Source organism: Streptomyces sp. KR55 (assembly GCF_052245645.1).
GTDB lineage: Bacteria > Actinomycetota > Actinomycetes > Streptomycetales > Streptomycetaceae > Streptomyces > Streptomyces flavusporus.
The window spans coordinates 1-13,992 of record NZ_JBQQCE010000250.1; the positions used below are offsets into that span (position 1 = coordinate 1).

At 71.6% G+C, this 13,992-nt stretch carries 14 protein-coding genes; 7 read left to right on the forward strand and 7 right to left on the reverse strand.

From position 1 onward, the window contains the following. On the forward strand, positions 1–214 hold a 214-nt coding region (locus ACTWQJ_RS30685; protein ID WP_443309780.1), incomplete at its 5' end, for a hypothetical protein. A 59-nt stretch (positions 215–273) separates the two neighbouring features. On the opposite strand, the gene ACTWQJ_RS30690 is transcribed toward ACTWQJ_RS30685, so the two are convergent. The 4 genes from ACTWQJ_RS30690 to ACTWQJ_RS30705 all read right to left on the reverse strand — a co-directional run bounded on the left by ACTWQJ_RS30690 (position 274) and on the right by ACTWQJ_RS30705 (position 4,953). Beyond that, positions 274–1,152, reverse strand: coding sequence for an aminoglycoside phosphotransferase family protein (locus tag ACTWQJ_RS30690; RefSeq protein WP_443309781.1), 879 nt, complete (start codon positions 1,150–1,152; stop codon positions 274–276). Between the two features lie 34 nt (positions 1,153–1,186). Further along, a complete protein-coding gene (locus tag ACTWQJ_RS30695; protein WP_443309782.1) occupies positions 1,187–2,689 on the reverse strand; it encodes an MFS transporter in 1,503 nt (500 codons plus the stop codon). A gap of 65 nt (positions 2,690–2,754) precedes the next feature. After that, complete coding sequence (locus ACTWQJ_RS30700) at positions 2,755–3,726, reverse strand: zinc-binding dehydrogenase (protein ID WP_443309783.1); 972 nt, start codon at positions 3,724–3,726, stop codon at positions 2,755–2,757. Positions 3,727–3,783: 57 nt separating this feature from the next. Continuing rightward, positions 3,784–4,953 carry an FAD-dependent oxidoreductase gene (locus ACTWQJ_RS30705; RefSeq protein WP_443309784.1) on the reverse strand — a complete coding sequence of 390 codons (1,170 nt, stop codon included), beginning with the start codon at positions 4,951–4,953 and terminating at the stop codon, positions 3,784–3,786. Positions 4,954–5,116: 163 nt separating this feature from the next. Here ACTWQJ_RS30705 and ACTWQJ_RS30710 point away from each other — a divergent pair, with 163 nt between their 5' ends. After that, positions 5,117–5,809, forward strand: a complete 693-nt coding sequence (locus tag ACTWQJ_RS30710) for a pentapeptide repeat-containing protein (protein ID WP_443309785.1) — start codon at positions 5,117–5,119, stop codon at positions 5,807–5,809. Positions 5,810–5,942: 133 nt separating this feature from the next. Here ACTWQJ_RS30710 and ACTWQJ_RS30715 read toward each other — a convergent pair whose 3' ends face one another. Beyond that, entirely contained in the window at positions 5,943–6,443 is a 501-nt protein-coding gene (locus ACTWQJ_RS30715) for a hypothetical protein (protein WP_443309786.1), read from the reverse strand. Between the two features lie 38 nt (positions 6,444–6,481). Here ACTWQJ_RS30715 and ACTWQJ_RS30720 point away from each other — a divergent pair, with 38 nt between their 5' ends. After that, positions 6,482–7,888, forward strand: a complete 1,407-nt coding sequence (locus ACTWQJ_RS30720; protein WP_443309787.1) for a M1 family metallopeptidase — start codon at positions 6,482–6,484, stop codon at positions 7,886–7,888. Positions 7,889–8,217: 329 nt separating this feature from the next. On the opposite strand, the gene ACTWQJ_RS30725 is transcribed toward ACTWQJ_RS30720, so the two are convergent. Then, complete coding sequence (locus ACTWQJ_RS30725; protein WP_443309788.1) at positions 8,218–8,793, reverse strand: TerD family protein; 576 nt, start codon at positions 8,791–8,793, stop codon at positions 8,218–8,220. A 160-nt stretch (positions 8,794–8,953) separates the two neighbouring features. On the opposite strand from ACTWQJ_RS30725, the gene arfB reads away from it, so the two are divergent. Both arfB and ACTWQJ_RS30735 read left to right on the forward strand, forming a co-directional pair. Further along, on the forward strand, positions 8,954–9,391 hold the full coding sequence (gene arfB / locus ACTWQJ_RS30730) for an alternative ribosome rescue aminoacyl-tRNA hydrolase ArfB (RefSeq protein ID WP_443309789.1): 438 nt from the start codon (positions 8,954–8,956) through the stop codon (positions 9,389–9,391). 127 nt (positions 9,392–9,518) lie between these two features. Next, complete coding sequence (locus ACTWQJ_RS30735; RefSeq protein WP_443309790.1) at positions 9,519–10,361, forward strand: sigma-70 family RNA polymerase sigma factor; 843 nt, start codon at positions 9,519–9,521, stop codon at positions 10,359–10,361. Positions 10,362–10,377: 16 nt separating this feature from the next. On the opposite strand, the gene ACTWQJ_RS30740 is transcribed toward ACTWQJ_RS30735, so the two are convergent. Then, a complete protein-coding gene (locus ACTWQJ_RS30740) occupies positions 10,378–10,983 on the reverse strand; it encodes a flavin reductase family protein (RefSeq protein ID WP_443309791.1) in 606 nt (201 codons plus the stop codon). A gap of 292 nt (positions 10,984–11,275) precedes the next feature. Between ACTWQJ_RS30740 and cdgB the strand changes: the two genes are divergently transcribed. Continuing rightward, positions 11,276–12,928 carry a diguanylate cyclase CdgB gene (gene cdgB, locus ACTWQJ_RS30745; protein WP_443309792.1) on the forward strand — a complete coding sequence of 551 codons (1,653 nt, stop codon included), beginning with the start codon at positions 11,276–11,278 and terminating at the stop codon, positions 12,926–12,928. A gap of 120 nt (positions 12,929–13,048) precedes the next feature. Further along, positions 13,049–13,969, forward strand: coding sequence for a CBM35 domain-containing protein (locus tag ACTWQJ_RS30750; RefSeq protein WP_443309793.1), 921 nt, complete (start codon positions 13,049–13,051; stop codon positions 13,967–13,969). The last annotated feature ends 23 nt before the right edge of the window (positions 13,970–13,992 follow it).

A 13,992-nucleotide genomic window follows, 5' to 3' on the forward strand; every position in this document is an offset into this window, starting at 1 on the left:
GGCGCTGCGCGCCTGCCACGCGCGCATCGTCCGTGGCGAGGGCGACCCCGAGACCTGGGTGGGGCTGGGACTCGCCGCCCGGGCCGAAGGGGACCCCGCCGGCGAGGGACTGCTCGCCCACCCGGAGCTGGTCGCGGCCCTGCACGCCGAACTCGACGGACATGCCGACCCGCTGGAGCTGGGCCGGATGCTCGCGGCCCGCGTCCCTGCCTGATCACGCGCAGGCGGGCGTGCCAGCCCCCCGCGTCTGCGACAGGATCCGCCGGATGCGACCTAACCGCGCAGTCGGCGTGCGATCTCCAGCTGCTCCTCCTCCAGCGGCCGGCCGTCCTCGATCTCCCACAGGCAGTTCTGCAGCACCCGCCCCAGGGTCCAGGCCCGGGCCCGCGCCCGGTCCAGCCCCAGGACGTCGGTCATCGCGTCGAAACGCCAGACGATGTCGGCGGCGTCGAAGCGGTTGTCGATGGCGGGCAGCAGGTCGAATCCGGGGTCGCCGGCGAGGGGCTTGGGGTCGATGGCGAGCCAGGGGGCGCGGTCGGAGGCGAGGACGTTCTCGTAGTGCAGGTCCCAGTGCAGGAGCCGGTCGCCGGGCTCGTCGACGACCTCCCGCACGGCGGCCGCACAGTCCGCGACCAGGCGGTGGGCCTGCGGGTCCGGGATCCGCTTCAGCGCCCACGGCGTCTGCTCCAGCATCGTCCGCGCGATGTCACCGAGCCGCCGCATGCCGTCCGGTGCCGGTACGGAGGTCAGGTGGGCCAGCATGCGGGCGATGACCAGGACCGCCTCGCGGGTGTCGGGCACGTGGGACAGCATGCGGGCGGGGTCGAGGCGTTCGAGGAGCATCGTGCCGGTGTCCGGGTCGTGGTCGAGGAGTCGTACCGCCCCGTCGCCGTCCCACACCCGCAGCGCGACCGGCTCGCCCTCGCTCTCCTCGTCCAGGAGTTGCAGCTTCAGCACGGCCGGGGTGCCGTCGGTGCGGAGCACCGGCAGGACCAGGGCGGCCACACCGTGCATCGGGGTGCCGTCGAGGCCCAGTTCCCAGCGGTCCAGGAAGGCGGCCGCCAGCTCCGGCAGCCGGGCGATGAAGTTCCGGCCCGCCTCGCCGTTGAACTTCGCCTGCGCCGCCGCCAGTCCGTCCGGAATCTCGATCACTGCCCGACCCTAACGCTGCTGCTGGGCGGTCGGTTCAGACGACCGACTCCGGTACCGGGGGCTGGGCCGCCGCACGGCTTTTCGGAGCCTTCGCTGTGATCATCAGGACTGCCACCAGGCCGGCCAGGAGCATGATGCCGACGGCGCACCGGATGGCGACGGTGTAGCCGTGGACGATGCCCTCGCGGGTCACCTCGGCGCGTGGGGCGGGGCCGGTGAGGTGCGTGGCGATGTAGGTGGTGCTGCTGGTGGTGGCGATGGTGTTGAGCAGGGCCGTACCGATGGAACCGCCCACCTGCTGTGCGGTGTTGACGCCGGCCGAGGTGACGCCCGAGTCGTGCGGGGCGACGCCGGCGGTTGCCGTGGAGAAGACCGGCGTGAAGGTCAGGCCCATGCCGAGGCCCATCGGGATCAGTGCGGGCAGGATGTCGGTGGCGTACTCGGAGTGCACGGTGATCCGCGTGAGGAACAGCATGCCGGAGGCGGCCAGGACCATGCCGGGGGCCAGGAGCAGGCGGGGCGGCACGTGCTGGAGCAGGCGGGCCGCGATCTGGGTGGAGCCGATGAGGATCGACGCCGTGAGCGGGAGGAACGCCAGACCCGTCTGCACGGGGGTGTAGTCGAGGACGGTCTGCAGGTAGTAGGTCAGGAACAGGAACATGCCGAACATGCCCATGACGGCCAGCATCATGGTCAGGTAGCAGCCCGCGCGGTTGCGGTCCTTGATGATGTGCAGGGGCAGCAGCGGCACGGACGCCCTGGTCTGCCACCACACGAAGACGGCCACGAGGACCACGCCGCCCGCGAACAGGCCGAGGACCATGGCGTCCGACCAGCCTCGGGACTCCGCCTCGCCGAAGCCGTGCACGATCGCCACCAGGCCGCCGCAGCCCAGCAGGACGCCGGGCACGTCCAGGCGGGCGCCCGCGTGGCCGGGGCTGTCCTGGAGCAGGGCGAAGGCGCCGACGACCGCGAGGACCGCGATGGGCACGTTGACGTAGAGACACCAACGCCAGTTCAGGTACTCGGTGAGCAACCCGCCGACCATGAAGCCGATCGCGGAGCCGCTGGCGGCCAGGGTGCCGTAGATGCTGAAGGCCCGTCCGCGTTCCCGGGGGTCGGTGAACGTCGTGGTGAGCAGGCTCAGTGCGGAAGGGGCGAGGACCGCGGCGAAGGCGCCCTGGAGGGCGCGGGCGCCGAACAGCATGCCGGCGTTCGCGGCGGCGCCGCCGAACGCTGAGGCGGTGGCGAAGCCGACGAGCCCGATGACGAAGGTGCGTTTGCGGCCGACCAGGTCGGCGACGCGGCCGCCGAGCAGGAGCAGACCGCCGAACGCCAGGGTGTAGGAGGTGATGACCCACTGGCGGTTGCCGTCGGACATGTCCAGGTCGCGCTGTGCGGAGGGGAGCGCGATGTTCACGATGGTGGCGTCGAGCACGACCATCAGCTGTGCGAGGGCGATCACCATCAACCCCCACCAGCGGCGGGGGTCGGGGTCCACGGATGCGCCGGCTTCAGCCGTCCGGGAGGCACTCATCCGGCCAGAAGACCATGAACCGGGGTGTTTTGTGGTGTATTGCACCGAGGTCCGGTGGTGCCGTGTCATGGCTCCAGGACGACTTTGCCGGTCGTTCCGCGGGTCTCCAGGGCCCGGTGCGCGGCCGCCGCCTCGGCGAGCGGGAAGCGGTGCACGGCCGGCACGAGACGGCCCTCGGCGGCCTCGGTGAGGGCCCGGAGTTCGAGGGTGTGGAGGGGGTTGGGGCCGCCCGCCTTCTCCAGCATCACCGGGCCGAGGACCTGCTCCGTGACGCCCTCGACGACCAGCGGCTCGCCGCCCTGGATGCCCTCGGCCGACCAGCCGAACACGATGTGCCGGCCGCCGGGGGCGAGCATGCCGACGGCCGTACGGGCGGTGTCGCCGCCGACGCCGTCGTACACGACGGTGACCTTGCCGTCGTAGGCCTGAACCTTCTCGGGCCAGGCCGGGTCCTTGTAGTCGACGGCCAGGTCGGCGCCGTTCGCGGCGACCCGGGCCGTCTTCTCCGGGCCGCCGGCGAGGCCGACGACGGTGGCGCCGGCGTTCCTGGCGTACTGCACGAGCAGGGTGCCGATGCCGCCGGCCGCGGCCGGGATCACGACCACGTCGTCCGGGCCCGGCTCGGCGAACTGCACGATCCCCATCGTCGTACGGCCCGTGCCGATCATGGCGACGGCCTGCGCGAAGTCGAGGTTCGCCGGGATCTCGTGCAGACGGTCGGCGTCGGTGACGGCGAGTTCGGCGTAACCTCCGGGGACGAAGCCGAGGTGGGCGACGACCCGCTTGCCGAGCCAGGCCTCGTCCGTGCCCTCGCCCAGCGACTCGACGACGCCGGCGACCTCACGGCCGGGCACGGTCGGCAGCGTGGGGGCGGGGCCGGGGCCCGGGTGGCCCGCCCGGATCGCCGTGTCCAGCAGGTGCACGCCGGCCGCGGCGACGGCGACACGGACCTGGCCGGGGCCCGGCACCGGGTCCTCGACCTCTTCGAGGGTGAGGTTCTCGGCCGGGCCGAAGGCGTGGAGGCGGATGGCGTGCATGTGAGGTCCTGCCTTTCAAGACGTGTCCTTCTGCGGCGGCGCCCCCACCCTTCAGCCTCAAGCGCGCTTGAGGTCAAGCGGCTGCCGGCCGCGCTGCCCCAGCGCCAGCGACACCGCGGTCAGGGAGCTGTTGAAGGACACCTCCGACAGCACACCCGGCGCCGCGACCTGATCGCCCGCCAGATACACGCCGTCGCCGCGGTCCACGGCGGGCCGGTCCCGCCAGGTGGTGCCGGGCAGGTCCACGGCTCCGGTACGGCCGCTCGCGACCGCCTCCCGCCGCCAGGTGACGCGCTCGCGCCAGCCGGTGAAGGCGAGGTCGAGAAGCTGCTCGGCGCGGGCGATGCCGTCGGCGCGGGACTCGTGTGGGGCGATCGGGATCTGACCCTGGATCAGCTGCTCGCCCGCCGGGGCGAGGGTGCGGTCCTGCGCCGTGAAGCGTTCGAGCCAGCCGGGCGCGTCCAGGTCGGACACCACGAAGGCGTCGCCGCGCCGGGTACGCACGGCCAGGTCGATGAGGGCGGTACGGCCGCTCGGCCAGGTCAGGGAGGCGTCGCCGAGAAGGCGGCGGGCGGCATCCAGGGAGGTGGCCACGACGACCGGCGTGTCGGTGGGCAGGGTGTCGACGCGGGCCAGGGTCTCCATCCGGACGCCCAGATTCCAGGCGCGGGCGGCCATCCGGTCGATCATGTTCGCCCAGCCGCCGCGCGGATAGTGCGCCTCGGGCGGCAGCTTGGCGGCGCGGCGCAGCCGCTCCTGGACGAACGCCGCGGACAGCGCGCCGGGGTCGTGGTGGAACAGGGCGACGGCGGCGTAGTGGGCGGCGGCCCGCGCACCCTCCTCGCCCGCCTGTTCCGTGGCCCAGGTCAGGAAGTCGACGTCGACGGGGGCGTGCCGGGCGCTACGGCGCAGCAGCTTGAGCATGGCGAACGGCGGGGTACGGCGCAGGGCGCCCCGGTGGCGCAGCCGCAGCCTGGCGGCCTCCAGGGGCGGGATGGGCGCCAAAGGGCCGATGAGGTCCCGCTGCCTGAGCCACGCCCAGTGCGGGCCGCCGTTGTAGAGGGCGTGCGGGCCCTCGTTCGTGCGGTACGGGCCCTCGGCGGTCCGGGCCCGCCCGCCCAGGGTGTGGTGGGCTTCGTACACGGTGACCTTGGCGCCCGCTTCGGCGGCGGTGATGGCTGCGGTGAGGCCGGCGAAACCGCCGCCGATGACGGTGATGCGGTGCATGAGTGGGGTCTCCCTCTGCTCGGGTCGCCTCTTTCACGAGTACGACGGATCGAGGGGCCGCGAATGTGACATCGGGGGGCCGGCGGGCTCGGCGGGCGGCGCTCCCCGGTGAGGTTTTTCCAGCTCACGCCGATTGTCAGTGGCGGGGTGCAGCATGGGGGCCATGGCGAGGACAGGGACGGGCAGGGCCGGTGGGAGCGGTGGGTCCGGTGTGCGGGCGGCGCGGCGGCCGGAGGTGCGGCTGCCGGAGCTGGAGCCGTACGACGGGGGTGAGTTGGAGCCGGACGGGGACTACGACGGGCTGGAGTTCCGGGACGCGGACTTCGCCGGGCAGGACGGCGGCGGCGCCCGCTTCATGGACTGTGCGCTCACGGCGTGCGCCCTGGACGAGACGCGGCTGTATCGCGCCCGCATCCTGGACTCCGTCCTCACCGCCCCACGCGGCGTCGGCACCGACCTGGCGGAGTCCACCCTCCGCGATGTCGAACTGACCGACGCCCGCCTGGGCGGCGTACAGCTGCACGGCGCCGCCCTCGAACGCGTCCTGATCCGCGGCGGCAAGATCGACTACCTGAACCTGCGCCGGGCCCGGCTCAAGGATGTCGTCTTCGAGAGCTGCGTCCTGGTGGAACCCGACTTCGGGGGCGCGGAACTGACCCGCGTCGAGTTCGTGGACTGCGCGCTGAGAGCCGCCGACCTCAGCGCGGCGACGCTGAGAGACGTGGACCTGCGCGGGGCGGCTCCGCTGGAGATCGCCCGGGGAATCGACCGGCTGTCGGGGGCGGTGATCAGTACGGGGCAACTGCTGGACCTGGCACCGGTGTTGGCGGCGGAGGTGGGGATCCGCGTCGAATGAGGGTGACCGGTCAGCGCCGGCCAGGCACTGTCAGCCCGTTGGGGGTGCCCCCTCTGGGGGAGATTGAGGACGAGGCCGTTCAGGCCGAAGGGGGGTCTGGGGCGCAGCCCCCAGTAGACGCCCGCCACAAAACTCACCGCACCCGCGGAAACCGCGCCTGCAACGACCAGATCACGGGATTGTCCGCGAGGGACTCGTGCAAATCGCACAGGTCGGCGATCAGATCGTGCAGAAAGTCCCGCGCCTCCCGCCGCAGCTCGGCATGGGAGAAGGTGAGCGGCGGCTCCTCGGCCGGCATCCAGTCGGACTCGATGTCCACCCACCCGAAGCGGCGCTCGAACAGCATCCGGTCGGTGGACTCGGTGAAGTCCAGCTCCGCCCGCTGCGGCCGGGCGGCGCGGGAGCCCGCCGGATCGCGGTCGAGCTGCTCGACGATGTCGCACAGCGCCCACGCGAAGTCGAGCACCGGTACCCATCCCCAGGCTGTGGACAGTTCCCGGTCCGTCTTGGTGTCGGCGAGATAGACGTCACCGCAGAACAGATCGTGGCGCAGGGCGTGTACGTCCGCGCTGCGGTAGTCGGTCTGGGGCGGGTCCGGGAACCGGTTGGAGAGGGCGTAGCCGATGTCGAGCACGTAGGCGATGGTGTCACGCCGCTCATAGGATCTCGGACGTGTCCCGTTTCGCCCGCGTTGTCCCGGCCGTCCTCGTCCTCGCCCTGACCGCGCCCGCGTGCGGAACCGGCGGCGCTCAGGGCACCCCGGGCGGCCCCGGTGTCCGCGACCCGTACTTCCCGAAGGCCGGCAACGGCGGCTACGACGTCACCCACTACGACCTGACCCTGGCGTACACCCCCACCTCCCGCCACCTCACCGGCCGCACGGTGATCACCGCCCGTGCCACCCAGGACCTCTCCGCCTTCAACCTCGATCTCAAAGGCCTGGACGTCGAGAAGGTCACCGTCGACGGCAGCACCGCCCGCTGGAACCGCACCGGCCAGGAACTGACGATCCGCCCCCGCGACGACCTCGCCGAGGGGGGCACGTTCCGTGTGACGGTCCGCTACTCGGGCACCCCCGTGACGATCGCCGACCCGGACGGCTCCGAGGAGGGCTGGCTGCCCACCGCGGACGGTGCGCTCGCCCTCGGTCAGCCGACCGGTTCGATGGCCTGGTTCCCCGGCAACCACCACCCCTCCGACAAGGCGACGTACGACCTCGCCGTCACCGTCCCGAAGGGTCTGCGGGCCGTCTCCAACGGGGAGTTGACGAGCGAGACGACCGCTGGCGGCCGTACGACCTCCACGTGGCGTACCACCGCCCCGATGGCGAGCTATCTCGTCACCCTCGCCGTCGGCCGCTACGACATCACCCGTTCCACCACCGAGGACGGCCTGCCCGTGTACACCGCCGTCGACCCGGCCGAGACACCGGCGAGCCGTGCGGTCCTGGCCCGTATCCCCGACGTGCTCGCCTGGGCCGAGGACATCTTCGGCCCGTACCCCTTCTCCTCCGCCGGTGCGATCGTCGAGCGTGTCGGCGACGCCGGCTACGCCCTGGAGACCCAGAGCCGCCCGGTCTTCCCCGGCGCCCCCGACATCCGGCTCCTCGTCCATGAACTCGCCCACCAGTGGTACGGCGACTCCGTCTCCCCGAGAACCTGGCGGGACATGTGGCTCAACGAGGGCTTCGCCACCTACGCCGAATGGCTCTGGCAGGAGGACCACGGCGGGGAGACCGCCCAGCAGATCTTCGACGCGCTGTACACCGGCGACTACTACAGCAACCCGGCCGAGAACGAGGCGATCTGGTCGTTCCCGCCCGCAAACCCGCCCGATGCCGCGCGCATCTCCGCCCGGCCCGTCTACGACCGCGCCGCGATGGTCCTGCACAAGATCCGCCGGACCGTCGGCGACGCCGCGTTCCACGAGCTGATCCGGGGCTGGGCGACGACCCACCGCCACGGCACCGCGGACACCGAGGACTTCACGGCGTACGTCGAGAAGAAAGCCCCCGGCAAGGACTTCGGCCGTATCTGGGACGACTGGCTGTACGGCGAGGGAAAACCGGACCGCGCCTGACGCGTCCGACCTCAGGGTCCGCCCCTACTCGGGTGGAGCCCACAGCCCGGAGGCACGCGCGAGCAGTACCTCCACGTCCGGATTCGCCAGTTCCTCCGCCAGCGCGGCAGCCACCTGCTCCGGACGGATGTCGTCCGGGTCCGGGAAGTCACCGCTGAGCGCCTGGAAGTCGCGGTCGGCGGCATACAGGGCCTAGCAGCGGGGCCGGAAGGTCGGCGCCGGGCGGTAGGCGCAGGACGTCGATGAGCACGCGGGGCAAACTATCGCGGCACACGACGTGGCCCCCAGCCGTTTCCCGGCCGGGGGCCACGTCACTGTGCGGGCGGAACTCAGACGTTCACGCCGAAGTCCTGGGCGATGCCCACCAGGCCCGAGGCATAGCCCTGGCCGACGGCGCGGAACTTCCACTCGGCGCCGTTGCGGTACAGCTCGCCGAAGACCATGGCGGTCTCGGTGGCGGCGTCCTCGGAGAGGTCGTAGCGGGCGATCTCGGTGCCGCCGGCCTGGTTGACGATGCGGATGTAGGCGTTGCGGACCTGGCCGAAGTTCTGCGAGCGGGTCTCGGCGTCGTAGATGGAGACCGGGAAGACGATCTTGTCGATGTCGGCCGGGAGGCCGGCCAGGTTGACGTTGATCTGCTCGTCGTCGCCCGCGCCCTCACCGGTGAGGTTGTCGCCCGTGTGGACGATCGTCTGGTCCGGCGTCTGCTTGTTGTTGAAGAAGACGAAGTGCTGGTCGGAGTACACCTTGCCCTGCTGGTTGACCGCGATCGCGGACGCGTCGAGGTCAAAGTCGGTGCCGGTGGTGGTGCGGACGTCCCAGCCGAGGCCCACGGTGACGGCGGTCAGGCCCGGAGCCTCCTTGGTGAGCGAGACGTTGCCACCCTTGGACAGGCTTACAGCCATGGTCGGGAGTTCCTTCCCTCGATGCGTGCGCTATGCGTGTGCGGTACTGAAGCTACAGCTACCCCTATGAACGCCGAGGGAGGTGCCACGGGTTCCCGGCTCTTTACTTTCTTTACCCTCGGCGATATTCGAGTGACTGGAGCCCACTCCAGGCGGGAACATGTCAGCCATGTCCGGTCCCTACCTCATCCGAGGCTCCGTCTCGCTCCCCGAGGCCGAGCTCCAGTGGCGTTTCTCGCGCTCCTCGGGGCCGGGCGGGCAGCACGTCAACACGAGTGACTCCCAGGTCGAACTGCGCTTCGACCTCGCCGCGACCGAGGCACTGCCCGAGGTGTGGAAGCGACGTGCACTGGAGCGGCTGGCCGGACGCCTGGTCGATGGCGTCATCGCGGTCCGGGCTTCCAAGCACCGGTCCCAGTGGCGCAACCGCGAGACCGCCGCCGTACGCCTCGCAGCACTCCTCGCCGAGGCGACCGCGCCCCCGCCCAAGCCCCGCAAGCCGACGCGCATACCGCGTGGCATCAACGAACGCCGCCTGCGGAAGAAGAAACAGCGCTCGGAGACGAAGCGGGGGCGGTCGGGCCGCGACTGGGGATAGAACGTGAACGTGTCCGGGGGTGGTGTCACATTCGCCCCGCGGGATCCGTCAAGGCGGTGGAATGCCAATGGATGCCACTGACGGTGGTCCGCTACGAGGGCTTACGAGGGCTGGGGACACAGGACACATGGGCGACGAAGACTCCCTTGCCGAGCGCTTCGAGGCACACCGCACGCATCTGCGTGCCGTGGCCTACCGCATGCTCGGCTCGCTCGCCGAGGCCGACGACGCGGTGCAGGAGGCCTGGTTCCGGCTGAGCCGCAGCGACACCCGGGAGGTCGGCAACCTCGGCGGCTGGCTGACGACCGTGGTGGGCCGGGTGTGCCTGGACATGCTTCGCTCCCGCAAGTCCCGCGCGGAGGAGTCGCTGGACGCGGGCGCGCCCGTCCCCGCCGCCGGAGCCGACCCCGAGCAGGACGCGCTGCTCGCCGACTCGGTGGGTGTCGCGCTGCTCGTCGTGCTGGAGACGCTGACCCCGGCCGAGCGGCTGGCCTTCGTGCTGCACGACATGTTCGCCGTGCCGTACGAGGAGGTCGCCGCCATCGTGGGCCGTACGCCGACGGCGGCCCGGCAGCTGGCCAGCCGGGCCCGGCGCCGGGTGCAGGGCGCTCCGGCGCCCGATGCCGATCTCCTACGGCAGCGGCAGGTCGTCGACGCCTTCCTCGCCGCGGCGCGGGGCGGGGACTTCGACGGGCTGCTGGAGGTGCTCGACCCGGATGTGGTGGCCCGCTCCGAGGCCGGTGTGAACACCGGGGCGGCGGCGGTCGCCTCGGGCGCCATCAGCTACGCCCGTCTCGGCCGGACCGGGCGGCCCGCCCTGGTCGACGGGGCCACCGGGCTTGTGGTGCTCTCCGCCGACGGACGCGTCGAGCGGGCGACGATCTTCAGGTTCGTACGGGACCGGATCGCCGTCATCGAGGGCGTCACCGACCCGGCAGACCTGTCCCGGCTGGACATCACCCTGGGGTAGTCCGCCGGCAGCCGAGCTACCCCAGCTGCCGGTACCGCCCCTTGAAGTACGTCAGCGGCCCGCCGTCCGCGCTCGGGACGCGGGCCGTCAGGACGCGGCCCACCACCAGCGTGTGGTCGCCGGCCGTGACGCGCTGTTCGGTGCGGCACTCCAGGGTCGCCAGGGCGCCGCCGACCAGGGGCGCCCCGGTGGCCTCGCCGCGGATGTAGGGGATGTCCTCGAAGAGCAGACGGTCGCTGATGCGGCCCTTCATGGCGAAGCGGCCGGCGATGTGGCGCTGGCTCTCGGAGAGCACCGAGACCGCCCACAGGGGCTGCTCGGCGAGCAGGTCGTCCATGCGGGATCCCTCGCGCAGGCTGACCAGGACGAGGGGCGGGTCCAGGGACACCGACATGAAGGCCGTCGCCGTCATGCCGACGTCCTCACCACTCGGTGCCTGCGGGTCGTCCGGGTCGAGCGGCGGCTCCTTCGCGGTCACCAGGACCACACCGGCCGCCAGCCGGGACATGGCCGCCCTGAACTCGTCGTTGCTCACCCCCACAGCATGCCCGGCGGCATCGGCCGCGGGAGCGGGTTGGGCGGGCAGGGCGGCGGGCGGAGCGGGGCGGCGGGTGTTCAGCACACCGAAACGCTAGTCTCCGGTGCGTGCCCCCCGCATCGGACCTCAGCCCGAGCACGGTCGTAGGACCAGCGAAGGACACCGCTACAAAGCTTGCGTTCGGTAAACGCACGGGAAAACACAGAAACCCCACTCAATTGTTCACGTTCTACTGTGACTTGAGTCACAAGGGGCATTAATTGTTGACCCTGTGTACCGAGTGGGCAGCGCGCTGTGATTCAGTGGCGGGAAGCTGAAGGACGATACGCCGAAGAGAACCCTTGATTCGCTGCGAGGTCTCGGGGGGAGGGCGAGCATGGAGACCGAGTCGGAGCCGTATGTCCGCCTTGCGTCCCTGCGGCAGCTGCACCAGGTCATGGCGGACATGAACACCGCACGCAGCCTGGCCGACACGCTGCAGACCGTCGCGGACGGCGTCGTCACCGCCCTGGGCTACGAGCTGGCCTGCGTCAACCTCGTTCGCCCGGACGGCGATCTCGTCGTCGCCGCCTTCTCCGGCAACCCCGCCGCCGAGGCCCTGATCACCGGCCGGGTCGGCTCCCGCGAGTCGTGGGAGCGCCGGCTGAGCATGGGCGAGACCTGGGGCGACCTGATCTTCATCCCGCACACCGAGGGCTGGATCCTCGACGACGACGACGTCCCGCAGTGGTACACCGAGGGCCCCGCCCCCCGCTTCGAGGACGAGTGGCACCCCTCCGACCGGCTGTTCGCCCCGATGTACGCGCCAGGCGCCCAGGGCGGCCCGTCCTCCGGCGAACTGATCGGCGTCCTGTCCGTGGACCGGCCGCGCAACGGCCGCCGCCCCGGCGCGTGGGGGCGCGAGGCGCTCCAGATGTACGCCTTCCAAGCCGCCATCGCCATCAGCAACGCTCGTCTACGCGCGAATATGCAGCGCGCCCTGGTCCGCCTGGAACGCGAACAGCAGGCCCTGCGGGCCAGCGAGGAGAGCTTCCGGCAGGCCTTCGAGTACGCCCCCTCCGGCATGGCCATCGCGGAGATGGGCGGCGACCAGCACGGCCGGATCCTGCGCACCAACGACGCCCTGTGCCGCCTGCTGGGCCGCCCCGCCTCCGCGATGCGCCGCTACTCCTTCTCCGACCTCGTCCACCCCGAGGACATAGGCACGCTGCTGCGCACCTCCGCCGAGGGCGGCCGTGCCGAGCTGCGCCTGGGCCGCCGCGACGGCACCTACGTCTGGGTGTCCCTGCGCAACTCCGTGGTCGCCGACGCCGCCGACGGCCCCCGCTTCCTGCTCACCCACGTCGAGGACATCGAGGAGCGCAAGCGCCGCGAGCTCCAGCTCGCCCACCGCGCCTCCCACGACTCCCTCACCGGCCTGCCGAACTCGGCCGAGCTGCGCTCCCGCCTCTCCGCCCGGCTCTGCCAGCGCCCGCAGTCCGGCCTGCCCGCCGTCCACGACTCCCAGGACGCGGCCTACGGCCACCCCACCTACGACGCCGGCTTCGACTTTCCGGCGCACCGGGACGCGTACGACGTCTACGACCACCACGTCCACACCATCGCCCCCGAGGGTGAACACGACGACGGCACCAAGGGGCTCGCGGTCCTCTTCTGCGACCTCGACGGCTTCAAGTCGATCAACGACCGGTTCGGGCACAACGCGGGCGACGCGGTGCTCATCGAGGTCGCGCGCCGCCTCAGCAACGGCGTCCGTGACGGCGACACCGTCGCCCGGCTCGGCGGCGACGAGTTCGTGATCCTCGCCGACGGCCTCGGCCGGGCCGACGCCCAGGACCTCGCCGTACGGCTGCGGAACGAGATCATCCAGCCGATCCGGGCCGAGGGACGGGCCGTGCGGGTCGGGGCGAGTTTCGGTATCGGATGGGCGCACTGCGGCATGACGGCGGACGAGGTGTTGAAATCCGCTGACGAACGGATGTACGTCGAGAAACGGTCTCGTCCCAAACAGCATCGGCGTGCGGGATGAACCGCAGGTCTGCGGAATGATGCGATCCTGGTCACCCGTTTGGGCCACGGCGAGCGGGTAGGCTCGCCATTCTCACCACACGTACCGCATCCGTTCCGCACCTGTTGAGGAGACCTAGGGATGACGCCCGGCAACAACGGCGCGAGCACGCCCGAGGACGAGGACCCGTTCGGCTATCTGTACGCCGACGGCCAGGCCAACGGCGCCCAGCCACCGTCCGGCGGCTACGGCTACCCGAACTCGGTCAGCAGGGTGCGGACGGTCGGCGAGCGGCCCTACGGCCAGCAGACCGTGCCGCCGCAGCAGCAGGGCGCGTACGGCCAGCCGAACCCGCACTACGCCGCGCCCGAGTCGTTCCCCGGCGGTGCCTCCACCGTCCAGACGCAGCCCGCCCAGGGCGGCGGTGGCGGCCGGGGCCGCGGCCCCAACACCAAGGGCCTGCTGATCGGCGCGATCGCGGTGGTCGCCGCCGTCGTGATCGGCATCAGCGTCGCGATGCTCGGCGGCGACGACGACAACTCGGCGGGCGACGACCAGCCCACCACCACCCCGTCGGCCTCCCAGAGCGCGGAGTCGAGCCCCTCGAGCGAGAGCAGCGCGGGCAGCGAGGAGGAGCTGCCCGTCATCGACGCCAAGGCCCTGCAGTTCGCCGGCGGTGCCACCACTGCCTCCGACATCAAGGGCGCCAAGGCGGACGGTGGCGTCTACGTGACCGGCTTCAACGCCGTCGGCGCCTCGGTCACCTGGACCGTCAACGGCATCCCCCAGTCCGGCAAGTACACCCTGTACGTCGGCTACGGCGTGCCCGGCAAGGACGCCAACGCGACCCTCACGATCAACGGCACGGCCTCCAGCACGCCGGTCAGCATGAAGAACTACGCGAGCGCCCCCGAAGGCGACTACGAGAAGGGCTGGACGCGGACCTACAACTACGTCCAGCTCAACAAGGGCACGAACACGATCAAGATCTCGTGCGAGCAGGGCAACCAGTGCGACGCCAACCTCGACCAGGTGTGGCTGGTCAAGGGCTGGGTCGAGTGACCCTCACGCCGCGCTGACCTCCC